18 protein-coding genes are annotated in these 22,584 nt (G+C 36.3%); 6 read left to right on the top strand and 12 right to left on the bottom strand.

Features of this window, described 5'->3' with window-relative positions; genetic code table 11:
- Positions 1 to 120: 120 nt before the first annotated feature.
- From B9A52_RS18375 to B9A52_RS18365, 3 genes are all read right to left on the bottom strand, one after another.
- A complete protein-coding gene (locus B9A52_RS18375; RefSeq protein ID WP_084121840.1) occupies positions 121 to 402 on the bottom strand; it encodes a hypothetical protein in 282 nt (93 codons plus the stop codon).
- Complete coding sequence (locus B9A52_RS18370; RefSeq protein WP_084121839.1) at positions 399 to 4,787, bottom strand: AAA domain-containing protein; 4,389 nt, start codon at positions 4,785 to 4,787, stop codon at positions 399 to 401. The genes B9A52_RS18375 and B9A52_RS18370 overlap by 4 nt, the downstream gene beginning before the upstream one ends.
- 279 nt (positions 4,788 to 5,066) lie before the next feature.
- Positions 5,067 to 5,981, bottom strand: coding sequence for an STM4504/CBY_0614 family protein (locus B9A52_RS18365; protein ID WP_084121838.1), 915 nt, complete (start codon positions 5,979 to 5,981; stop codon positions 5,067 to 5,069).
- A gap of 410 nt (positions 5,982 to 6,391) precedes the next feature.
- Here B9A52_RS18365 and B9A52_RS18355 point away from each other — a divergent pair, with 410 nt between their 5' ends.
- Positions 6,392 to 8,098, top strand: coding sequence for a GMC oxidoreductase (locus tag B9A52_RS18355; protein WP_084121836.1), 1,707 nt, complete (start codon positions 6,392 to 6,394; stop codon positions 8,096 to 8,098).
- A 4-nt stretch (positions 8,099 to 8,102) separates the two neighbouring features.
- Positions 8,103 to 8,696: a gluconate 2-dehydrogenase subunit 3 family protein gene (locus B9A52_RS18350; protein WP_084121835.1), complete on the top strand. Its 594-nt coding sequence runs from the start codon at positions 8,103 to 8,105 to the stop codon at positions 8,694 to 8,696.
- Positions 8,697 to 8,798: 102 nt separating this feature from the next.
- On the opposite strand, the gene B9A52_RS18345 is transcribed toward B9A52_RS18350, so the two are convergent.
- From B9A52_RS18345 to B9A52_RS18330, 4 genes are all read right to left on the bottom strand, one after another.
- A complete protein-coding gene (locus tag B9A52_RS18345) occupies positions 8,799 to 9,125 on the bottom strand; it encodes a hypothetical protein (RefSeq protein WP_197687240.1) in 327 nt (108 codons plus the stop codon).
- 171 nt (positions 9,126 to 9,296) lie between these two features.
- On the bottom strand, positions 9,297 to 11,177 hold the full coding sequence (locus tag B9A52_RS18340) for a CocE/NonD family hydrolase (protein ID WP_084121834.1): 1,881 nt from the start codon (positions 11,175 to 11,177) through the stop codon (positions 9,297 to 9,299).
- Positions 11,178 to 11,313: 136 nt separating this feature from the next.
- Entirely contained in the window at positions 11,314 to 11,883 is a 570-nt protein-coding gene (locus B9A52_RS18335) for a hypothetical protein (protein ID WP_231955310.1), read from the bottom strand.
- A 103-nt stretch (positions 11,884 to 11,986) separates the two neighbouring features.
- Entirely contained in the window at positions 11,987 to 12,700 is a 714-nt protein-coding gene (locus B9A52_RS18330) for a hypothetical protein (RefSeq protein ID WP_084121832.1), read from the bottom strand.
- 276 nt (positions 12,701 to 12,976) lie between these two features.
- Here B9A52_RS18330 and B9A52_RS18325 point away from each other — a divergent pair, with 276 nt between their 5' ends.
- Positions 12,977 to 13,594: a hypothetical protein gene (locus B9A52_RS18325; protein ID WP_084121831.1), complete on the top strand. Its 618-nt coding sequence runs from the start codon at positions 12,977 to 12,979 to the stop codon at positions 13,592 to 13,594.
- A 7-nt stretch (positions 13,595 to 13,601) separates the two neighbouring features.
- Here B9A52_RS18325 and B9A52_RS18320 read toward each other — a convergent pair whose 3' ends face one another.
- The 5 genes from B9A52_RS18320 to B9A52_RS18300 all read right to left on the bottom strand — a co-directional run bounded on the left by B9A52_RS18320 (position 13,602) and on the right by B9A52_RS18300 (position 19,633).
- Positions 13,602 to 14,420 (bottom strand): SDR family NAD(P)-dependent oxidoreductase, encoded by an 819-nt coding sequence (locus B9A52_RS18320; RefSeq protein ID WP_084121830.1) that lies wholly within the window; start codon positions 14,418 to 14,420, stop codon positions 13,602 to 13,604.
- Positions 14,421 to 14,734: 314 nt separating this feature from the next.
- Positions 14,735 to 17,224 carry an ATP-dependent helicase HrpB gene (hrpB, locus tag B9A52_RS18315; protein WP_084123590.1) on the bottom strand — a complete coding sequence of 830 codons (2,490 nt, stop codon included), beginning with the start codon at positions 17,222 to 17,224 and terminating at the stop codon, positions 14,735 to 14,737.
- A gap of 74 nt (positions 17,225 to 17,298) precedes the next feature.
- Entirely contained in the window at positions 17,299 to 17,814 is a 516-nt protein-coding gene (locus B9A52_RS18310) for a DUF2911 domain-containing protein (protein ID WP_084121829.1), read from the bottom strand.
- 65 nt (positions 17,815 to 17,879) lie between these two features.
- Positions 17,880 to 19,028: a Gfo/Idh/MocA family protein gene (locus tag B9A52_RS18305; protein ID WP_084121828.1), complete on the bottom strand. Its 1,149-nt coding sequence runs from the start codon at positions 19,026 to 19,028 to the stop codon at positions 17,880 to 17,882.
- A gap of 215 nt (positions 19,029 to 19,243) precedes the next feature.
- Entirely contained in the window at positions 19,244 to 19,633 is a 390-nt protein-coding gene (locus tag B9A52_RS18300) for a hypothetical protein (RefSeq protein ID WP_172805242.1), read from the bottom strand.
- A 516-nt stretch (positions 19,634 to 20,149) separates the two neighbouring features.
- Here B9A52_RS18300 and B9A52_RS18295 point away from each other — a divergent pair.
- The 3 genes from B9A52_RS18295 to B9A52_RS18285 are packed head-to-tail and all read left to right on the top strand — an operon-like array spanning position 20,150 to position 22,578.
- On the top strand, positions 20,150 to 21,169 hold the full coding sequence (locus B9A52_RS18295; protein WP_084121826.1) for an esterase/lipase family protein: 1,020 nt from the start codon (positions 20,150 to 20,152) through the stop codon (positions 21,167 to 21,169).
- Between the two features lie 12 nt (positions 21,170 to 21,181).
- Positions 21,182 to 22,069 (top strand): acetoacetate decarboxylase family protein, encoded by an 888-nt coding sequence (locus B9A52_RS18290; protein ID WP_084121825.1) that lies wholly within the window; start codon positions 21,182 to 21,184, stop codon positions 22,067 to 22,069.
- Between the two features lie 26 nt (positions 22,070 to 22,095).
- On the top strand, positions 22,096 to 22,578 hold the full coding sequence (locus tag B9A52_RS18285; protein WP_084121824.1) for a hypothetical protein: 483 nt from the start codon (positions 22,096 to 22,098) through the stop codon (positions 22,576 to 22,578).
- Positions 22,579 to 22,584: the final 6 nt, after the last annotated feature.

Genomic DNA, 22,584 nt, shown 5'->3' with positions numbered 1-22,584 from the left:
TACTAGATGGCACCAACTATTGCTTTCAATTCCTTTTCTTAATCTCGTAAACTAAGTCGAAAATTTTGTTTTGTAGTCCTCAGGTGAGAATGTGAATTATATAAGTAGGAAAAGTTTAGTTTAAAATAAAACAGAATATATTTTCATTTTCTTTTTAATTTGATTCTTGTTCAATTTATCTAAAAGAAGACCAACATTGTCATTTTGTTTGGCAAAATTTAATTTCTTTCTAAAAGCTTCAATGCCTTTAATTTTGGTTTCAAACTCTGGTAAATATTCAGGATCTACAATTACCTTTTGACCAACTTCAACTTTTTCATTTTGTATAGTTCCTAAGACGATTATTCCTTTACCAATAATGAAAAAAACCTCATCAATAACCATAACTAATTCCTTTCTCATTCTCCTTTATTATTTAATTCTAAAATTTCCACATAATTGTCAAGGTTTCCAACTTTTACAATGTCCCCAACTGTATGTCCAAGAATTGATGACGCTAATGGGGATTTAAAGCTTATTTTTTGTATTCCATTAAATAATTCATTCTCGTCCGCTTTTTCAACTATATGTACCTTAATATTTTTTCCATTGTTTAAATACTTGACCGTTACTTTGCTACCCAAAATGATTTGGTCTTTAAAGAAATGTAATAACTTTTCTTCTAATCTTTGAATGTTTTTTATTGTCGCAGCTTCCCTTTCTGAATCAAAAATTAGTGTTTGGGCAACATAACTTTCAACCATTTCAATGTGGTCAGTAAATGCCAATGAAGTTTCTGAATGGTCAATCAGATTGTAGTCATTTCTTGATTCAACACTTCTTATAAACTCAATCAACCGTTTTGTTTCTTTCTGTGGATTTCGCCACCAATTCGTGCTCCAAATCCTGTGGAATACAAAACCGTGATTTTCTAGAATTTTTTGTCTGTGTCGGTCGTGCAAATATGCTTCTCTGCTTGAATGATACTTTGCTCCATCACATTCAATTGCAATCTTTGGCACACCTGCAATTTTTGGGTCGTATACAATATCTATTCGAAACTCTGACACTTTCATTTGCGGAATCAGTTTTGATTCGTCCACTTCATCAACTAATCGCTGATAAACTTCTTCTTCAAAAGGTGATTCTAACTCTCCAAAACTGCCAACATTGAAAGATGTACTTTTGGTTGAATTCTCGCTAAGTGCAGTTAAGATTCCTATTCTTGAATCATTATTTCCTTCACTTACTGCTTTGCTGTATGCTAAATATGCGTAGAAAACTGCTCGTTTATTGTTAGAGCCTTCCGTTATTAGAAAATCTTTGTAGTTCATAAATGCTGTTTCTGGAACGGATGAACATACATAAACTTTATACTTAGCTCTTGTGATAATTACGTTTAAAAGTTTGTAGCCTTTGGAATGATTAATCGGACCAAAACGCTGTGCAAATCTTCCGTCTTTTCCCGGACCATAAGTGGTTGAGAGAATAATAACATCTCGTTCATCTCCTTGAATATTTTCTAAGTTCTTAATGAACATTCCGTTTTCTTCTAATTCTTGGATTTTGGCATTGAACTCTTCAAACTTTGAGAATTTTTGCCTTTCTAAGATTTTACTTTTTATATGATTCCGTTGAGCAATATTAAAAGTAGCAATACCGACTGTTGGATATTCTCCGTTTGGAAGTCGATTTATATTGTTCTCAATAAGTGACAAGACCATTTCAGCTTCTGCATCATTGATGTGGTCTGAAAAAGTACCATTTACTTGGATATACTTAATTGGTGTATAATCAAATGTATTTGGTAATGGTTTAAGTCTTTGATTGTAAAAGGCGTAGTTTGAAAAATCTATAAGGTAGGGGTGTCTTGACCTGTAATGAAAATCAAGGTGACGTTTCTCAAAATTAAGTTCTGAACCAAAGTCTAAAAGGGATTCACAAGACAATAGGATATTATCTCTATCTACAACAATTTCATCTTCTTCATCAATGTCGTCTTCGTCTTCAATTGTACCATCAAAGACTTTACTAAAATAATTTGATGGAGGCATTTGGTGTTCATCTCCTGCAATTATTATTTGCTTTCCTTTCAAAATTGCAGGTAAGTTATCTTCCAAGCGTAGCTGACTTGCTTCATCAAACATTACAATGTCAAAATAACCATTCATCCCTTTAAATAAGTTACTTGCAACATCAGGCGAAGTAAGGATTATCGGGAAAAAGGTTGTAAACAAATCAGCATCATATTGAACTATTTGGCGTAATGAAAGACGCTTAAATCTGTTACTACTCCGCTTGTTATATAAATTCTCAACCGATAGGTTTGAGTTTCGTTGTTCAAAATCTCTTGTTGTATCAATTTGCTTTGAGAACCAAAATTCACGGATATATTTCAATTGCTCTTTCTCTAAACCACCCAAAGTACCGTTTAGCTCTATGTGTTCAGAGTCATTTGTTGGTAAATCAACGTTTGCGGAATTTACGAGCATTGAATTTAAATAATGGATTAGAAAAGACTTTCGCCAATCCTTTTTACCTTTCAATTCATTGACAAGAAGTTTGGCTTCATTAGAAAGACCATTGTAGAATTGAAACCATTTAAATTCTGTGGTGAAAATGTCATTTTCATTGTTGAAGTAGTCATTTCTCTCCTGTATGATTTTTTCAACTACCTTAATGAAGCCTTTGAATTCATTGGCTTGTATTTTATGAAGCGTCCAATTATCAGCTTTGATTTTCTCTCGTAAAACCGAGTAATTTTCTTTTAAAGATTTTAGAGTTTCCGTTTGATATTCAGGAGTTGAAAATTCTATAACATCAATTGAATTATATTCATTTTCAATTTTGGAATGAAAATCAGAACTAATCTGCTCAATCAGATTGTTGGATTCATCAATCCTTTTCAAATTACTTTTAATGGATTGGGAAATTTGGAAATCTTTAAGGTCTGCACACTTTGAATAATGATTTGAAAGACTTGTAAAAAGGTTTTTGATTTGCTTTTGGTCTTGGACGACCTTCTTTTTTGGCTTAGAGAAAATTGTTATCGCCTTATACAGTAAACCATTAGTTTTTTCTTCATTAAGAAAATCAGGATTTGATTTATGCTCCGTATAAATTGCAATTATTGAATCTTGTATCTGTTTCCCACTTAGGATTTGCTCTGAAAGTTCAGCTTTTCTTAGTTTGAAATACTCGCTTTTATATTTGGATTCTAGTTCACTTATTTTTCGAAGAGCCTTTTCATATTCTTCAAATGAATCGTTAATTCCTTGCTCAATAACATATGGATTGTCTCCAACTAATTTTTTTGGGTTGAGAAATGAAGTTGAATCGTAAGATTGGTAACTTGAGTAGAGACTTTGACCCTTCTGAACTAATTCAATAAGTTCGTTTAATTCTTGAGAATTATACTTGAATTGCGATTTATCAATGTTTAAAGTATGGTCTTCGCTAATTCCATTGAGTTCAGACAAAAGAGTACCTACAATGTCAGTCCAAGATTTGTCTCCTAATAACTTTTCATCTAGCTTTTTATGCTTCCCATTAATGGACTCAATAAGACTTTTGGCTTTTTTAATTAGGTTGTCAAGTGATTCCTTGGAATATGTGTAGCGGTATCTTCGATAAGATGAGTTGTCAACTCTGTCTCTAACCGAATCAACAACCGTTTTACGGTCTTTTACAATGTCTCGAATTAAAACACATTGATAATTTAGGTTTTTCTCGATTAGTGTATTATGTAAGACTTCCAAAGCCGTTCTTTTTTCGCAAACTACAATAGTCTTTCTCTGGTTCTCTAATGCATTGATAAGGATTGCAGATAATGTTTGACTTTTTCCTGTTCCTGGAGGACCTTGAATAAGAATATTTCTTGTTGCTTCTAAAGAATGTAAAATCCCTTGTTGTGAAGGGTCTGTTTCTACAGATGAAATTGGTTGAAAAGTATGATTTTCTAGGTCGTCAAGGTCAATAGTTAGACCTTCTAAATCCATCAAATTACCATAGTCATTTATGATGTTTTGTTTTTGGACTTCAAAAATTGAAAACAATCCACCAAAGTCAATAAGTGCATTGGTGGAATTAATAGGAAGTTTTTCGTAATGATTTTTATCGCCAATTGAAACAACGTTGTCAAGCTTCTTAATAAACGCTTCTTTAATGTCAGACGGGACGGAAGTGTTTATTTCCTTAATAAGTTTCACACATACTTCAAGTAATTCATCCTTTGTGATTAGCCCATCATCTAACATTTCACTTGGAATCTGCTCAATCTCAATATTTGAATCCGATTGTAAATGATTGATTAAAACTTCATTCAAATAAATCGGGTCGTCTTCATTTCTGTTAATTTCCCAAGTGTTGAATTCTTTGGTTCTTTTTATTCGCAATGACCAAATTAGAATAGGAGCAACCGTGAGTTTGTTGTCTGATTGGTCTCGTCTAACAAGAATTGGAAAACCGAATCCGAAGGTGTTGATTCCTTTTTCTGATTCAATCGCTTCCGTCTGATTGATTAAATTTTCAAAGGATTTTGTAATCCTAACTAATTGGGTTTGGTCTTCTTCAAAAAGTGTATTTAAGTCTGGAACATTGTCCTTCCAACTAATTCTGAATTTTAATGGCTGTTCAGAGAGTAAACTTTTTATAAAACTATCAGGAAGATTCTTGTCAATATGAGAAAGTCTGTTTAAGTCAAACTTGTATCTTGAATTTGCAGGTATTGCATTTAGATGAACGCCCCTGCGATTACCTATCTTCAGTCTCCTTTGAAGTTCATTTAATAATTTTTCTGTCAGTTCCATTCTTGATCCTAAGTGCGTTTGCAAAATTTCAGGTTCTTTTGATTGCGAAGAGGTCCCCGGTGTGTCGAGGGAAGAAATGTGCCTGTATGTAATGTCACTATTTTATCATTTTAGTTTGTTACTTTTAAAATCTTGCTCCCTTAACCTAAACCTAATTAGGTTAATAATGGGTATACGTTTTACACCACGACTGGCATTAAGTTCCTGTAAACATTAACAGCCATAGGGAGATAACCAATTAAACCCGGCTTAAAGAAAACACAATGTTGCTGAAGTAATTCATTCTTCTTTAAGGTTTTCAATTAAATATCTAATAGTAGACCCTGTTAAATATATCATATAATTCACCAATGGCTCACTTATGTTAATTTTTTTTGCTCCTTGTCCGTGACCGCTATTTTTATTTCTAATTGTGGGTACACTACTTTCTAAAAGCTGCTTAATGGCATTAAATTGACTCTGTTGGTATTCTGGAATAAATTTATTTGATAGTAAAGTATTAATTAAAGGTTTTGCTGTATAAGAATCATTAAATGAAAAACCTTTTATTTTACAAATAATTTTCATTGTTGATTCGAAAGCTTTTAAACAATCATTTAAGCTTTCAGATTTCCTTCCATTCCTACAATGAGAAAGTGCATTTAAATATTCTTCATTTGCATTTTCAAATTCTGGTTCAGTTAGAAGTTGTAAAGTTTCCTGCACGCTTTCTCTGTGTAGAAGTTTGTTATCTACCCTTATAATTTTGCCATTGCTGTATTCATACCCAACTCCATTTTCTCTAAATCTTTGGTTAAGATCGATGACTGCATCTTTAAAGAAATAAAAAGGTTTAAAATTATACTGTCGGCTTCCTACATCTTCTGCAGTTGTCATTTTATGAAAAACAATTTCAATTATATCCAGTTCTTTTTCGACATACCTTGTTTTTTCAAAATAATCTTCAATTTCGACTTCATTACTTCGCATTCCAAATGGACTATTGGTGTGTAAATTTTTCACTCCTTCTTCTTCACAAATTATTTGATATATATTCTTAAAAATTAAAGGTCGTATATCTTCATAGCATTCTTGATTAAAATATTTGTTCCAAATATGAAAAATTTGTGATTTTAATTTTGATGATAAAATGTCATATCTAAATACATCAGGTAGACTATTATTTCTTTTTGAATATGTATTATATGTTGCCATAGTAAATTACTTCTGATGTTGAAGTCAAAGGTTTTCTTCATTAAAACATTTTGTTATTTGATTAAAATACCATTAGCAGTACAACTGTTGCAGGTATCACATTTTTGTTCTCACAATATCTTCAATTAAAAGGTTAGATACCATACCTTGTTCAGGGTATTTTTTCTTAAATCCATTCGTTTTTGATGATTTGGAATTGAATAGCCATCCCAAAGGAGGGATTTTCAATAATGACTTCAAGAATAGTACAGGAGTTGGAAATCCCGTCATTCCCCCATTCATTTAAAAATCCTTGGAATAAAAAAGAATAAAGTTAAATTTCCCATTCTATTTCACCTAAAGTATATTTCTACTTTAATTCTTAGAAGTATATTCTTTCCATTGAAATCTTCAAACCTAATTTAACTATAATGGCCAATTTTAATATTGATGCAAAAAAAGACATGACTTATGATGCCATTGTCATCGGTTCCGGTATCAGCGGTGGCTGGGCAGCCAAAGAACTATGTGAAAATGGATTAAAAACCCTGGTCCTGGAACGTGGCAGACTGGTAGAACATGTCAAAGATTACCCTACGATGATGGATGACCCTTGGGATACGGAATTGAGGGGTTCATTGACCCCTGAATTGAAAGAAAAACACAAGGTAGGTATGCGTTCGGGCTTTATCGGAATGGATACGGAACACTTTCATGCCAATGACCTGGAAAACCCCTACACAGAAGTGAAGCCTTTTATGTGGGTCCGAGCCCATCAGATGGGTGGTAGGTCAATATTGTGGGGAAAGCAATGTTACCGTTTTTCAGATCTGGATTTTGAAGCCAATGCAAAGGATGGTTATGGGGTAGATTGGCCAATAAGATACAAAGACCTTGCGCCTTGGTACACCCATGTGGAAAAATATGCAGGTATCAGCGGTGAAGCGATGGGTTTGCCACATTTGCCGGACAGTCATTTTCTGCCGCCAATGGAATTGAACTGTGTAGAAAAGCATGTCAAAAGCCGTATTGAAAAAGAGTTTCAGGGAAGACATATGATTATCGGAAGAGTTGCACACTTGACCGAACCATTGAATGGGAGAGGAGTTTGCCAATACAGAAACAGATGCAGTCGGGGTTGTCCTTATGGAGCCTATTTCAGCAGTAATGCGGTAACCTTACCAGCTGCCAATGCAACAGGAAACCTGACTATCAGACCTTATTCGATTGTACAATCTGTTATTTATGACGAACAAAAAGGGAAAGCTACAGGCGTACGCATCATCGATGCAGAAACCAGTGAGGTGGTCGAATACTATGCTAAAATCATTTTCTGTAATGCTTCTACCTTGAGTACCACCCAGATTTTGCTGAATTCAACCTCTGACCGTTTTCCAAATGGATTGGGCAATGACAGCGGCGAATTGGGACATAATCTCATGGACCATACTTACCGGGTAGGTGCGATGGGAATAGTGGATGGATTTGAAGATGAATATTACAAGGGTAGAAGACCCAATGGCATTTACATCCCGCGCTATGTCAATCTGGATGAAAAAACCAAAACAGACAAGTTCCTGAGAGGATTTGGTTATCAAGGTTCAGGTGGCCGTGCGGGTTGGAGCGCAGGTTCCAATTTGGAAGATTTTGGTGGGGACTTCAAAGATAGCCTGATGAAGCCGGGACCATGGGAATTCTTTATCACAGGATTTGCCGAATGTCTGCCTTATCATGAAAACCATGTTTATTTGGACAAAAATAACCTGGACAAGTGGGGTCAACCAACTTTGGCAATTGATTGTGAATTCAAGGAGAATGAAAAAGCCATGAACAGACAGATCCGGATCGATGCCAAAGAAATGTTGGAGCGGGCAGGATTGAAAGATATTGTGGACTTTGACAATGAGCATGAACCCGGATTCGGTATCCATGAAATGGGAACAGCAAGAATGGGAAGAGATCCTAAAACCTCTGTTCTGAATGCTACCAATCAGGTACATGCCTGTAAAAACGTATTTGTAACAGATGGCGCCTGTATGACTTCCTCATCCTGTGTCAATCCATCCCTTACTTATATGGCAATAACCGCAAGGGCTGCCAACCATGCAGTTTCAGAATTAAAGAAAAATAACATCTAAGCATATGAACAGGAGAAACGCATTACGAAAAACAGTATTGATGGCAGGGTCTGCCATGGCTGCACCTTCTTTGTTTTCTTTACTTCAATCCTGTAAACAGCAGAATAGGTTGGAATGGGAGCCACTTTTCTTCAATGAAGAACAGGCAAAGTTTGTTTCTGCTTTTGTGGATACCATTTTGCCAAGGACAGATACACCAGGTGGATTGGATGTGAAGACAGATATTTTTCTGGATTTGATAATTGCCAAGACTTATGATTCCAAAGGTCAGGAAAATATGGCTTCAGAGATTGATAAATTCAATACAGAGACCAAGGCAGGTTTTGGGAAATTTTTTGCCGACCTGAATGAAGAAGATAAAAAAGCCGTCCTAAGAAAAGCAGAATCTGAAACCGCCAAATTCAATCCAAGAGTTTGGGGAACTGCAGTCGGAGAACAAAAGCCTGTTGGTTTTTACCGTTCCCTGAAATCCATGGTACTTTGGGGATATTTCACTTCTCAGGAAATCGGAAAAAATCATTTGAGTTATGACCCCATTCCAGGGGAATTCCGTGGATGTATTCCACTGTCAGAAGTGGGGAACACTTGGAGTTTGTAGGGGGGTGAAGACGGGAGACGGGAGACAGAAGACAGAAAATGTGAGATAAAAGAATTGAGGTCAAACGTGCCCGTTAATCTGAAGTTTACAAATTGGCTTATTTCAATAATGGGAAATCAACTTCCATATTCCTTTGGCATACAGGATTCCAAAGCCCAAACAAATCAGGGAGCTCACAACCATAAAAATCATTTTATCCCTTAATTCATTTAAATAAGGCTGGTCAACTAGCATTACTATAGGTATTCCAAATAAACCTCTCAGCAAAAATACAGACATTATAAGGATCAAAACGGGTTTCAATAAAGGAAGTCTTCCAACCAAGCCTGCCCCTGAAAATGCATAAAGCGACCAGATTCCCAAGATCACTGCAATTGATAAAGTAATTATAACAGGTTGCACCATTCCTGCTTCAGCCTGTTGTGCCATTCCTTCCCCAGCTCCAAAAAATCAATACCATTTAGCTCCTCCAATTACCATGGCCACATGTGTCAAAGCGATAAAGGCTGTCAGAATTCCTGCCCAATATAGATGTTTGTTCATGGAAGATAGGTTGATAAAGTCATGCCATAACTTTGAGTCATGGCATGACTTTATCATTTATTTTTTAACAAAAGGCAAACTAACACTACTTGGATAGTTTCTGGAATGGTGTATAGAATTGGTAGCTATCACTCCTTCAGTTTCATCATAATTATTACCTCCTGTATTCATGTTTCTATCAAATCGGGGGAAGTTGGAAGAGGATACTTCAATTCTGATTTTATGGCCTTTTTCAAAATAGTTGGAAGTTGACATAGGGGTCATATTGACTTCATAGACTTTTCCGCTTTCCATAAATACTTCTTTTTCATATCCTTCTCTATACCTCACTCTTTGGATGGTTTCATCCAGGTTGTAGGCTGTTCCATCTGGATAGACATCAATAAGTTTGATGGTAAGGTCAGTGTCTTTGACATCAGAAGAAAGAAAAAGCTTAGACTCAATAAACCCGCTTACTTCAACACCTTCTGTCAATTCTTCTGAAGTGTAGACCAAGATATCCTTTCTCAATTCCATCTCCTGTTGGTCAAATGAACCTCCCTGTACGGCATTTCCTGTACAGCAAACGTTGCCACCATAAGAATTCACCGGGTCCATAGGATCGTATTTGAAAGTATCGGGATTATCTTTACCGGGTCTTGATGTGACCAATTTACCATCTCCAAGCCTGGAATTGGCATTTCCTTTACTATCCAAAAAATAGGTGACCATCTGAGCTTCCTTAGGTGGCCAGGTATCTGAATATTGCCACTTGTTGGCACCCATGGTAAAATAAGTAACCTTTGGCATTTCCTTAGTGACATTGTTGGATTCACCTTTTAGCCAATAGTCAAACCAAGCATAAGTCATATCATTGTAGGGCAATCTTGCATCTCCCATGCTTCTTTCACCTACAATGGTATTTTCTGTAGCTCGTGTAAATGAACAGTGCAGGGTAGGGGCAATGACCAGAAACTGATTGTCCCTAACTTTGGGGTCTTTGGCATTTTCTCTGACATGGTTATATAAAGCCAAATTGGGACTGGATGAAACATCATACCAGGACACAAACCAGAAAGAAGGTTTCTCAAAATCCATATCATCATGGAAAAGGCCACCTTCATACCACTCCGGAGAATTGGGTTTCCGGGTGATCATTTCTTCATATATTCCCTTTGGACCATCTACATTTCGGATAATATCCTGAACAGGTAAATGACTTAAACCCTCTTTCCAGTCTACTCTCGGATATCTAGGTGCCATATCATAAAACTTCTGCAATCTCAATAAATCTTCCTGCGAAATTCCTTCAGGAAGCTTTGGCGCCATGGGGTCATGCTGTGTACCATAAAGCCATGCCGTAAACAGCATCTGACCGGCACCGCCTCGGTACCAGTTTCCCTGCTCAAAATATTTTCCAATTCTTCCAACACCAGCACCATATCCCTGGGGCACCATAGCAGCATGTGCAGGATGGTTAAGCGCAGCAACGGCCATTTGCCATTCCGCAGTAGAGGAACAGCCTATCGTACCTATTTTGCCATTACTCCAGGTTTGGTCGGCCATCCAGGTAAAGGCGTCATAGCCGTCAGTAATGGGTATGCCCAAAATATCCCATTCTCCTTCTGAAAAGAACCTCCCGCGTTCATTTTGTACCACATAAGCATACCCTCTTTTTACTGCCTCTAATGCGGTTTGCATTGTTCTGCTTACCAACTCCCCATCCCGGTAGGAGTTGAAATTATATGGAGTCTTTGAAAAGATGATAGGTACAGGATTGTCAGTTTTTGGTCTGTAGATATCAGTAGCCAATCTGACTCCATCTCTCATTGGCATCATCACCTTTTGGTCTACAATGGCGATTTCCAGAAGTTGTTCTAGGATATTCTTTTCCTGTGCCCAACTATGACCGGAGACAGTCAGGAGCAACAGCAATGCTATGATTTTGAAAGCTTTCATGGAGGATAAAATTTGTTGAACCCTATTTTAGATAATATTCCTATAAAAGCTTGATACTTTTATTTAAGCGGAAAAAAAATAACCAATTCAAATATTTTGCATTTGCCCATGCCAAGAGGCCCCTGAAAATCCTATGCTATTTTGAGTTGAAATTGAAGGTCTTTTTGAGTTTTTGGCCTAAAGGTTCTCTATCCCGTTTTCTTTTGGCTCTTGCCTTTTTTCTTCTTTTTTTATCTTGCTCTTTACTTTTAACTAAAACCATTCTGGCAGATATACCGACCTGTCCTCTAAAAAATTCTTCTCTGCCCACCAAGTTGATGTTTGGTTTGTAATCCAGTGATACCACCATATTAGCCAAAGTCAACTCTACTCCGCCAATTATATCAATTCCGGTAGTGGAATTTCCATAAGTATGAAGTATCTGATTTGTTTCTTTGTCTTTTACAAAGCTCTCTTCCCAACCCTTGGATACACCAGCGCCATAATAAATATTAAATCTTTTTGAAATAATTGGCTTATGGCTTTCTAACAACAGGTGTGCGATAGTATTCCTATCAAAATCAGACTGTAGAATCCCTTCTATTGTTAGATGCTTAAAAATTCTTTGTTGTCCCGAAATCCCAAATGTTCTGCTGTAATTGTTGTTTCCGGTTCTTATCCCTACTGCAGTTCCATATCTTTGGGCTTTTACCTGAAAACTTATCATAAGTATTGAAAAGAGAAGAACGGCTTTTGAATAATTTTTCATGGTAAAGAGGAACAATATCCAGTGTTTATCAAATATTATTCCAAACTATGTTTTTCTCAAATTACCAGTTTTCCTCTTTACCTTCATCTGGATCAAATTCATCATTTTGATCTGAATGATTCAAGTCCGGATTTTCTTCCTCATAAACATATAAATAACACTCAAAAAGCTGACTGTTCACCGCCATTAGGTTTTCATGTGTTCCTGAATCTATATGTTTTGGTATTTTATAAATCCTGTCATCCTTTTTGTCAAATGGAGTCAAGGTTTTGCTTTGAAAAAAATAAGGAATTAGGGTTTGAGAACAACTAAAAGCAATCGTGTCTATTCGGTATTCATTAAAATACCCCAGCAATCTTTGATTGATGTTTTCAAAAAAATCAATGGTTTCCTGTAACCTTACCCGAGAACCGGCCCTTGATTTTCCTTTTGTCTTTAAATATTTGATTTGACTTTTACCTTGTTTTTTGCGTACCATATAGGCTCTAAAGACTTTATGGTCAATCAATTGTCGGTTTTCAAAAAAGGCAATCGAAGCAATTCCTGATTTAATTATCAAAATTATATGGTTCTGAAAATCTAATTCAACAATTTTTCTGCTTTCTTGATCAAAATCCACATTTATGGCAAATCTGATTTTAAAAATTTTGTCATCATTTGAGCCATAGAAAGTTATGGTCCTTTTTTTCTTATCAAGCGCAAGACTAAATTCATTTTTTTGGTAGGTATTGATAAGCTTTTGGGCTGAATTTCGATTTATTTTTCTCCAAAACATAAATTTTTTTTAGTCAATATGTTAAAAGTGGCTTAATATTTGTAATTTACATACAGAAAAATACTAATTGGTAATTCCTGACCTGTTTTATTCGAGTTAATGAAGATTAAAATTAATACCATTTCATAAATTCCAACGATAGCATTTCCGATGCATAATTAAGTATTGACATTTGAGGTTGTTTATTAAATGGATGTTCATTAACAAAAAATAACTGAATAAGAATACATTATAAAAATTTTCATTCGTTAATTATAATATTAAACAAAAAAGTCTATGAAAATCAACGAGATGGTATTGCTCCATGAAAATTTTCTAACAGATTTTGGCTTCCACTTAGAGCCAAAAAAATTACTTTATTCTAAAGATTTCCAAGAAGGGAAACAAATTATATTCTTCCATCATACACAATTCAACGATTCTCTTTATTTTGAATATCATTTAGGTGTTAGATTTGACGAGGTAGAGTCAATCATCCATAAATTCCTACCCACACTTGGAGATTATAAGGACCGTAGTATAACCCTGATCGAAACTATGGACAGAATAGACGAAAAAATGCCCCGCAGATATTTCTTGGAGAATGACCTTGAAATTGCACCGGTCATTGAAAAAGTCGAAAATTTCATGATTAAAAATGGGTTCCCATGGATGGATAAATTTTCAAACGGTAAGAATCTTGAAAGATTTTTCAATGAAGATCCCGATAGAAATATAGTTACACAAAATTTCACTTATCGCTCTTCTAGAGGAATTGCACTTGCCAAGCTTTATAATCCAAAGAGGTATAAAGAGGTAAGGGATTTATACTTAACAAAAATGGAAGAGATGCAGGTGACACCTTTTACGGTAGCCTGTTTCCTGAATTTGCTTGACTACTTGGACAACCTTTAAATCTGATTTAAATTTTTTGAATTTCCTTTAAAGTATTCTGTGACCGAATCAATCTCTGATTTGTTGAGTTTATCATCCATCTTTTGATACTTGAAGGTATCAATTTTGAAAATAAAAAATATAGGTTGACTATTTTTCCAGGAATGATTACGGTTTTTCCTTCCAATGTTTTTTTAATGGAATACTCAGCGACTTCATCAGGATCCAATATTGAAATCTTTTGAAAAAAATTACATTGTTCATGGATTTTAATCATCTTTTGATTCGAATTAATTCCGGCCGGGCAAAGAACACTAACATGGATGTTTTTTTCTGCAAGTTCAATAGAGAGACTGTTGGAGAAGTAAAAAATGAATGATTTGGTAGCACCATACACTTGTTTGTAAGGGCCGGCAAAATGTATGGACATACTGCTGACATTTAGAATATAGGAAGCTTGTCTTTTTTCCAAAATGGGAATCATTCCATGGGTAATCTGTGTCAAGGCCTTAATATTCAGTTGAATCATCCGATCAAACAGGGAAAAATCTTCCAACCCGAAATAAAAATTCCCGCCTAAGCCAGCATTGTTGATCAGTAAGGAAACCGGGTATTCTTTACATTTAACATATTCAATCAGTGCAGAACTGCTATTAGGATCTGTTAAATCAACTTCCAAACAATCAATAAAAACACCGAAATTCTCTTCTATAAATTCTTTAAGTTCAGATAGTCCTGATTTGGGAAGGGATACCATCAGTATATCCATTTTTCTTTTGGCACATTCCAAAACAAAGGATTTTCCCAATCCCTGACTCGCTCCGGTTATAAGGGCAAAATCTTTCATCGGACAATGTTTAAGTGAAAATCAGATCCCTTTCTTTCGAAAAGAACGCCAATTCTAAAACCATTTATTGATTGAATTTACCTTAAACCCACGGCGTCTAAAAATTGGTTTTCTTAATGGATTGCAGGGATTTTTGAAGTTTCAATTCGATTGGATTAATTGATTAAAAAAATGGCGACAAATACCCTTTAGGTACATCAAAGAAATTTATTGTAGTAGTTTTTCATTATTTCAAAAGAAAAGATTTGCACAATTCATTTAAAATAAATAGTCCAACCTTTATAGAATTCATAAGAAATAAGTCAACCTCACATTTATTCCTTTGATTTTGGTTTGACTCCCTTCACTCCTTTGGCCTGTAATGGATCTTCAGGCCAAAAATGTTTTGGATACCTTCTTTTTAATTCCTTTTTTACTTCAAAATAGGCATTGGACCAAAAACTTTTCAAATCTGAAGTCACTTGAACCGGTTTAAAACCCGGGGACAACAGATGCAGTAACAGGGACTGTTTGCCATTGTTGATTTTTGGGCTTTCCAACCAACCAAACACTTCCTGAAGCCTAACGGCCAATACCGGAGTACCTGCATCTTTGTGGTAAGTTATTTTGACATGACTTCCACTTGGCACTTCAATTTTCGAAGGGGCAAGTTCTTCCAGTAATATTTGTTTATCAAAATCAAGGAAATGAAAAAGAATATTTTCCAGATCAAGTTTAAACAAGTCCTCCTCATTTTTGACACCATCAAGGTATGGGCCGAGCCAAAGCGCTGCATTTTCCAAAAGTGCAGCTGTATTGAAATCAGGCCAATTCTGGTCTGGATTCCATCCCTTTAAGGAATTGACCCTGTTTTGAAGTTGCTGTACCTCATCATTGAAATTCAACATCAGATGACCTTCTGATTTTAATTCTGATAAAATTGCCTGAAAAACTTCTTCTTTAGAAACATCAGTTATGGGAACTGATTTGAGTATTATTGATCCAATACAGATGTTTTTTTGGGTTTTTAATTCACCATCTTTTTTGTCCCATTTTACGATTCTTTTTTCCTTTATCATGGGCAGTAAATCCTTAGGGTCCAAAGGAGAAGCCATAAAAATCTTCCCAATTCCATCTCTTGCATCCACGTGTGATATCGCAATCCAGGATTCATCAGCCAGGTCATCCTTATGACCCATCATGGCAATCTTTCCGTTTGCCATCTGAAACTGTGCATTATTACCCGGCCTTGCACTTGCGATTCTCTCAGGGTAAGCATAAGCAATCAGCAATCCTGTATCAAATGCATCTACAGTACTGTTGTCCGTCTCGACTTTTAACATTTTCCTATATTGTCTACAAACCTTTTCAATTTTATTGAATCCTTTTATAGATAGATTTTCCCTTCTTGCTCTTCTAAGCCCTTCAATTCTCAAATTGATGTCGACGCCTATGTCCGATTCTAATGGATCTCTTTCTTCCAAAAGAGCCGCTATATCGGTCGCTAATGCTGCTTTCCCCATTTCTTGCGCTATAATCAGCATATGTGCTATTCTTGGATGGGCAGGAATCTGATGAACCTTTTCACCATGGGCGGTTAATTTCCCATTTTCCAGGACGTTGATTTCATGCAACAAGTCCATTGCTTGAGAAACGGTTCCCAATGGTGGGGGAGTAAGCCAAGTCAGCTCTTTGATATTTTTATTTCCCCATATGGCCATATCAAGAACCAAAAATGCAAGGTCAGCTTCCAGAATTTCAGGCGTCCTATATGCTGCCATTTGTGACTGTGTGAAGGATGACCACATCCTGTAACAATGTCCTGGGCCTAATCGACCGGCCCTGCCGGCCCTCTGATCAGCTGAATCCTTTGAAATCCTTATGGTCTCCAATTTTGATAAGCCTGTTCGGGGATTAAACTTTGAAGTTCTCCCAAATCCGCAATCCACAACGATAGAAACTCCTTCAATTGTCAGACTCGTCTCAGCTATGGATGTGGCCAAAACCACCTTTCTTTTACCCTTTTTATTTGGGAAAAGAGCCTGATGCTGAGCTACAGGATTCAATTGTCCATAAAGTGGGTGAATGGCGAATTCAGCTAGATGCTTTTTTAAAATTGCCTCTGTTTTTTTTATTTCTCCTTGCCCGGGCAAAAAAACCAAGATATCACCTAGTTGGTTTTTAGCTGCATTGATCACGGTGTTGGCTACCATTTCGGGCATTAGAAACAAATCAAAATCTCCAGTATAATGAAACTCCACAGGATAAATTTTACCCTCACTTTTTATGGCAGGTGCATTCAACAAAACCTGAAGCTGCGGCATGTCCAAAGTCGCAGACATCACCAAAATCCTCAGATTTGGTCTTAAAACCTGCTGTACTTCCCTGCAAAGTGCCATGGCAACATCCGCATGGATGTTCCTCTCATGAAATTCATCAAAAATAACCAGCCCTACATTTTCCAAGGCATTGTCATAATGAAGCATCCGGGTCAGTATACCTTCGGTAAGAACTTCCAAGCGGGTCAGTTCAGAAATCTGATTTTCAAACCTGATCCTGTATCCGATGGTCTCTCCTGTTTTTTCTCCCAATAAATCGGCCATTCTCCAGGCTATGGTTTTGGCTGCCAACCTTCTCGGTTCGAGCATCAGAATTTTTTTCCCTTTCAAAAATGGTTCATCCAATAGGGTAAGGGGCAACAAAGTACTTTTCCCTGCACCGGGAGGAGCATTGACTATGAGTGTATTGGATTCTGCCAGTTTCCCTTTTACCTCATCAATGATTTCCACGATAGGGAGATCAAATGTTTTTGGGTTGATGTTCAATGAATTATGGTTTAAAAACAAAAAACCACTGATTCTGAAAAGAATCAGTGGTTGCTAATTATTCAGATAATGTATTATTCAATTTTTGCAAAACTTTTGTAATACTCCCATCGCATTTCTACTCCATCAGATTTCACTTCATAAACCAACCGTTCCTCCAGTTTGTCTCCCATATTGGAAGGGATGCTAACACGGAGTGCATCCTGACTCTCATCATAGGAATATGCACCCCATTGTTTGGCGACTTTATTGAAAATCAAAGTGGACTCACCCTCATTAGGAATAATGAAAATGGAATATTTTCCGGCTGGTAAGGTTTTTCCTTGAACTTTAATGTCTTTTGAAGTTTCGAATGTAGTTGCATCATTAGCACCTGCTCGCCAAACTTGTCCAAGCGGAACCAAATCTCCCCAAATGACCCGGCCCTTGACAGCAGGACTGCTGTAATTGATGGTGATTTTGGCACCTTTGATTGTGCCTTCTGCAGTTCTGGCAGGACTTGGCTTATCGTCTTGCGCAATAGCCAATGCAGCTATTAAGGCAAAGGTCATTGTCATGATACTGACCTTTGCAAAAATCTTGTTTTTCATGGTTATTTGATTTTTTGTTTGATAAGATTAACTCAAAATATAATTATTGGTTGTGAAATCAGATTTTAAATCTTCACCCATGCTTGTTTTCTGTGGCTTTCGATGATTCTTTCACAAATTAACAATTCCCTCATTCCATCCTTGAAAGTTGGGAAGGATGGTTTTTCCGGTTGTTTACCTTCCCGAACGGCTGCATATACTTCTTTGAACATTTGTTTGGAAGTATCCGGAAAACCTTCATTGTGTCCTCCGGGAAAACTGATCAGTCCGGCAGCTTCTTTGGTAAATAAGGAAGGATCTTTCATGAGATGTTGATTGGCTGTTTCTCTTTTCCCTATCCACATTTCATTGGGTCGCTCAGAACACCACTCAAAATTGGCTTTGGAACCTGCAATTTCAATGTTCAATCTGTTTTTACGTCCGGCATTGACTTGTGAGACTGTAACTGAACCTTTATTGCCATTGTCAAAACGCAACATCACTGTAGCATGATCTTCTGTATTTATGGGTACTTCCTGGTAGTCTTCCTTATTAAGTTTTGAATCAGAATATGTCTCAATGGCTTTTAGTGGCTTTAGTCTGGTTTTGTGGACAGTAGAAAAATCTGACATAACTTCTGTCACTTTAAGACCGGTTACATACTCTGTCAAATCCAATAAATGAGAGCCGATATCTGCAATCGCCCTGGAGTCACCGGATTTATCGGGTTCCAGTCTCCAGTTATAGTCTGTCTGTAGAAAAAGCCAATCCTGAAGATAAGATCCCATGATACTGTAAATTTCTCCCAAATCACCTTTTTCTCTCATGGTTTTCATTTGACGCACCATGGGATAATAACGCAAATTGAAATGAACAGCATTCACCAATCCCTTTTCTTTTGCCAGGGCAACCAATTCAATAGCTTCTTCAATTTTGGTGGCCAGTGGTTTTTCGCACACTACATGCTTTCCTGCCAATAACGCTGCTTTTGATTGGGAAAAATGCAGGAAGTTGGGTGTGCAAATATGTACCACATCAATTTCCGGTCTTTGAAGCATTTCCTCAAAAGTATAGGCATTGGGAATTCCTAGAATTTCAGCCTTTTCTTTTGCCAATTCAATATTTACTTCACAAAGAGCAACAACATCTACATTTGGGAGCCTTCTAAGTGCTTCCAGGTGGGCAGGACCTATAAAGCCGGTCCCAACAATGGCTGCATTTATTTTTCTGGTCATAGGTTTTTTGTTTGAAATCAGATTTAAATATAAGAGCAAGGTTTGTAAGATAAAAAATACTGAAAACAATTCTCAATTAAATAATGGAAGGAAAGGTATATAAAGGAAAAAAGGCTACTGTATTTCTACAGTAAGCCTTTCCACCAATTATGATAAAAAAATATAACCTTTCAAAGTATTATTACAATCCCTGACAATTGAACAATTCCTTTACATTAAAAAATAACCAAAACTAGACTTGTAAATACTGCTATCAGGCCAAAAACTTTTAAGAGTTTGGACAAATAACTTTTAAATTCATGTGACTTTGCCATTTCAATATTTTCAAATAGAACGGCTCCAGATTCGCTCCTGTGATAGAATTCATAGATCTCAGTTTCGAACCTGTTTTTATGTGACAAAACAAGAAAAAATACTGATAAAAAAATGCTTACCATTAACAGATGCTTTTTTTCAAATCCAAGATTTCCAAGTGTGTTTGAAATATTCTCAAAAGGAATCGGAATAAGATCGGCTTTTGAATATTGACTGTTTGCAGATGGGATAAGAATCTCGTTTATACTGATTCCCTCTAAGGATAAATTACTTTTTTCTAATTCATTCACAAAAGAATACTTTGCCGGAAAAGGGGCCAAGGATTGTGCAATTGATAATTGAGGGTAACCTGTTATACTAACCAGAATCATAAAAGCAAAGAGGCTTTTCAATAATTTTTTCATGCAGTTATTGATATTAGAGGGTGACTAAATTTCAATATTGTTGGGTGAATTAACTGATTGAAAATAAGGTAAAAATAAATTTATATCCAAATTATTTTTGCAAAAATACTTACAATACAAAATATAATATGTGAAATATTTTTTATTGCCTGTAAAATCATTTTAAAAATAAATTGTTAGTTTAACTCTTTTTGATCTTTGAGCAAAACAAGCAGGAAATCACCCATAGCTGTTTAACCATTTAGCCCGTGAGGACTTAAAAATGTGTGGAAAAATAAGGATTTACTCTTCAAAATCCTTAAATTTTGATCTTGGTTTTTTAGATCCACTTAAATATTAAAGAAGGTATCTCAAGCAATAAACAATTTTTTATATTAATTTAATGGTGGTTTTTAAAATTATATGATGGATAAATTTGAAATTATAGACTTTAAAGCATTGGATGGATTTCCATTGAATCTTTGGCATTTCAAATCCAATAATCCTCCTACCAAAGGACCGGTTTTATTGGTGCATGGGGCAGGGGTTAGGGCAAATATTTTTAATGCCCCAACTGATAAAAATATCATTCAGTTCTTGGCAGAAGATGGATATGACGTCTGGCTGGAAAACTGGAGAGCAAGCATTGATTTGGAACCCAATGAATGGGACTTGGATGTGGTAGCTAAAAATGACCATCCTGCAGCCGTCAAAAAAATCGTGGAATTGACAGGGTATAAGGAAATCAAAGCTATCATTCATTGTCAGGGTAGTACCAGTTTTATGATTTCTGTTTCTATGGGATTGGTACCCGAAGTCAAAACCATCATCAGTAATGCCGTTTCTCTTCATCCAGTTGTTCCAAAATGGTCGGTATTTAAATTGAAATTCTTGGTACCTATTGTAAATACATTGTTTGATTACCTCAATCCCCAATGGGGCATGGAAGCACCTGATTTTAAAACCAAAATACTTAGGAAACTGGTGAAAGTTACACATCCTGAGGATGATACAATGGTAGGGAAATTTGTCAGCTTTACCTATGGATCAGGTTTTCCGGCATTATGGCTTTTGAAGAATTTAAATGATGAAACCAAAGAATGGATTCAGCATGAGTTTGCGGAAGTTCCTTTGTCATTTTTTAAGCATATCAGGGCATGTATAAACAAAGGTGTTTTGGTTCCAAAAAATAAAAAAAACGGGACTTCTTATGCCCCTGAAGATTTCAATACCGATGCAAGAATTGCTCTGTTCGGAGGGATAAAAAACCTTTGTTTTCTCCCTGAAAGTCAAAAAAACACTTTTGAGTACTTAGAGAGGTTGGATCCTGGAGTCCACCGGTTGTATCTATTGGAAGAGTATAGCCATTTGGATGTGTTTTTTGGCAAAAATTCCCATATAGATGTATTTCCGCTTATGATTGCTGAACTAAACAAGCCTTAATATGAAAAAATTATGCCACCTAAAAGGATCAAACAATATGAGGGCAGATACGCTCTGGTAGATGGAATACCTTATCAAATGCCCGTCAGTGCTCGTAATTCACCGGCGATAATGGCGGGATTTACCTGTGACTGGGAAAAAGCCAATGCACTGCTACCAGGAAATGAAATTCATGCCTTGAAATTGCCAAATGGAAAAGCTGCGCTTTTGATCACTGTAATAGACTATGTGGAAACCAGTATCGGCAAATATATTGAATACAGCATTGCAATAGGTTGTACCAAAGGTGCCAAACCCGCGCCCCGTATCCTTAATTCCATGATGCTCAAAAAATATGGGACAGGCCAATTTATCCTTGATTTACCGGTAAGCTCGGAAGTATCTGTAAAAGGTGGAAAAGGAATATGGGGCATGCCCAAGCATATTGCCAACTTGGATTTTAAGATTACAGAGACAACCATAAGCAGCCAATATGAAAAAGATGGACAGTTTGCTTTCAGAATTGAGATTGAAAGACCTAAAAGTCCTTCAATTAGATTGAAAGTCGGAGCTACCAATTATTGTAGATTTAGAAACATGCTCATGGCTTCATACATTTATTTTGATACCAAAGCAGGGATCAATTTATTTGGAAAAGCTAAAGCCAACTTATATATAGGTGACCATCCCAATGTTTCTTTCCTTAAGGATATAGATATCAATCCGGATCCATTTTTTACAGTATTTATGCCAAAAACCACAGGTATCCTTGATGATCATTTTGAATCCTGGTTTATGACTTATGATGAGCTTCCAAAGGAAATGCCGGAAGGATTGGAAAGTATCATAGACCTTGGACTTGGAGAGGACTGGCTTCCGGATCCCTCTATTACCGAATACGAAAAATACAAAATCCGATAACCACTAATCTAAACCCTCCCTGCACTATGAATCCTATCAAGCAAACAATTGTAGATCTCAGCAATGCATATATTTTCTTCTGTGCGTCTATATATCTCGGAATGTTCTGGTCTCTTCACTTTTTCTGGTTTCCCAATTATCCATCAACCTTAAATCTGGAGAATTATTATGATGCGATTATTCCACAAACAACCCTTGCTACCCAATTCTTTTTTATAACTATTCCTATTATGGCAGTCTGTCTCGTAATCATGCTTATCAGTGAATGGAAAACCTCTCTGATGTGGGTTCCAATTGCTTGGATTCCCGGACTATTGGCACCTGTCATTATTCAGCAGGCTTATATCGAAAAGATAAACAACCATTTTATTGATGGTGTAAGCGATGAAGCTACACTTCAGGAATTACTGAATGAGTGGATGTATCTCAATGATTTACGTTGGATTATATTGACAATAATGTGGGGAATAACCATGTATTTTTTTATTGCCAAAGCCAAAAAGAAATAGCAAAAG

It is taken from the genome of Aquiflexum balticum DSM 16537, from assembly GCF_900176595.1.
GTDB lineage: Bacteria > Bacteroidota > Bacteroidia > Cytophagales > Cyclobacteriaceae > Aquiflexum > Aquiflexum balticum.
This window is presented reverse-complemented; position numbering and strand designations above follow the sequence as displayed.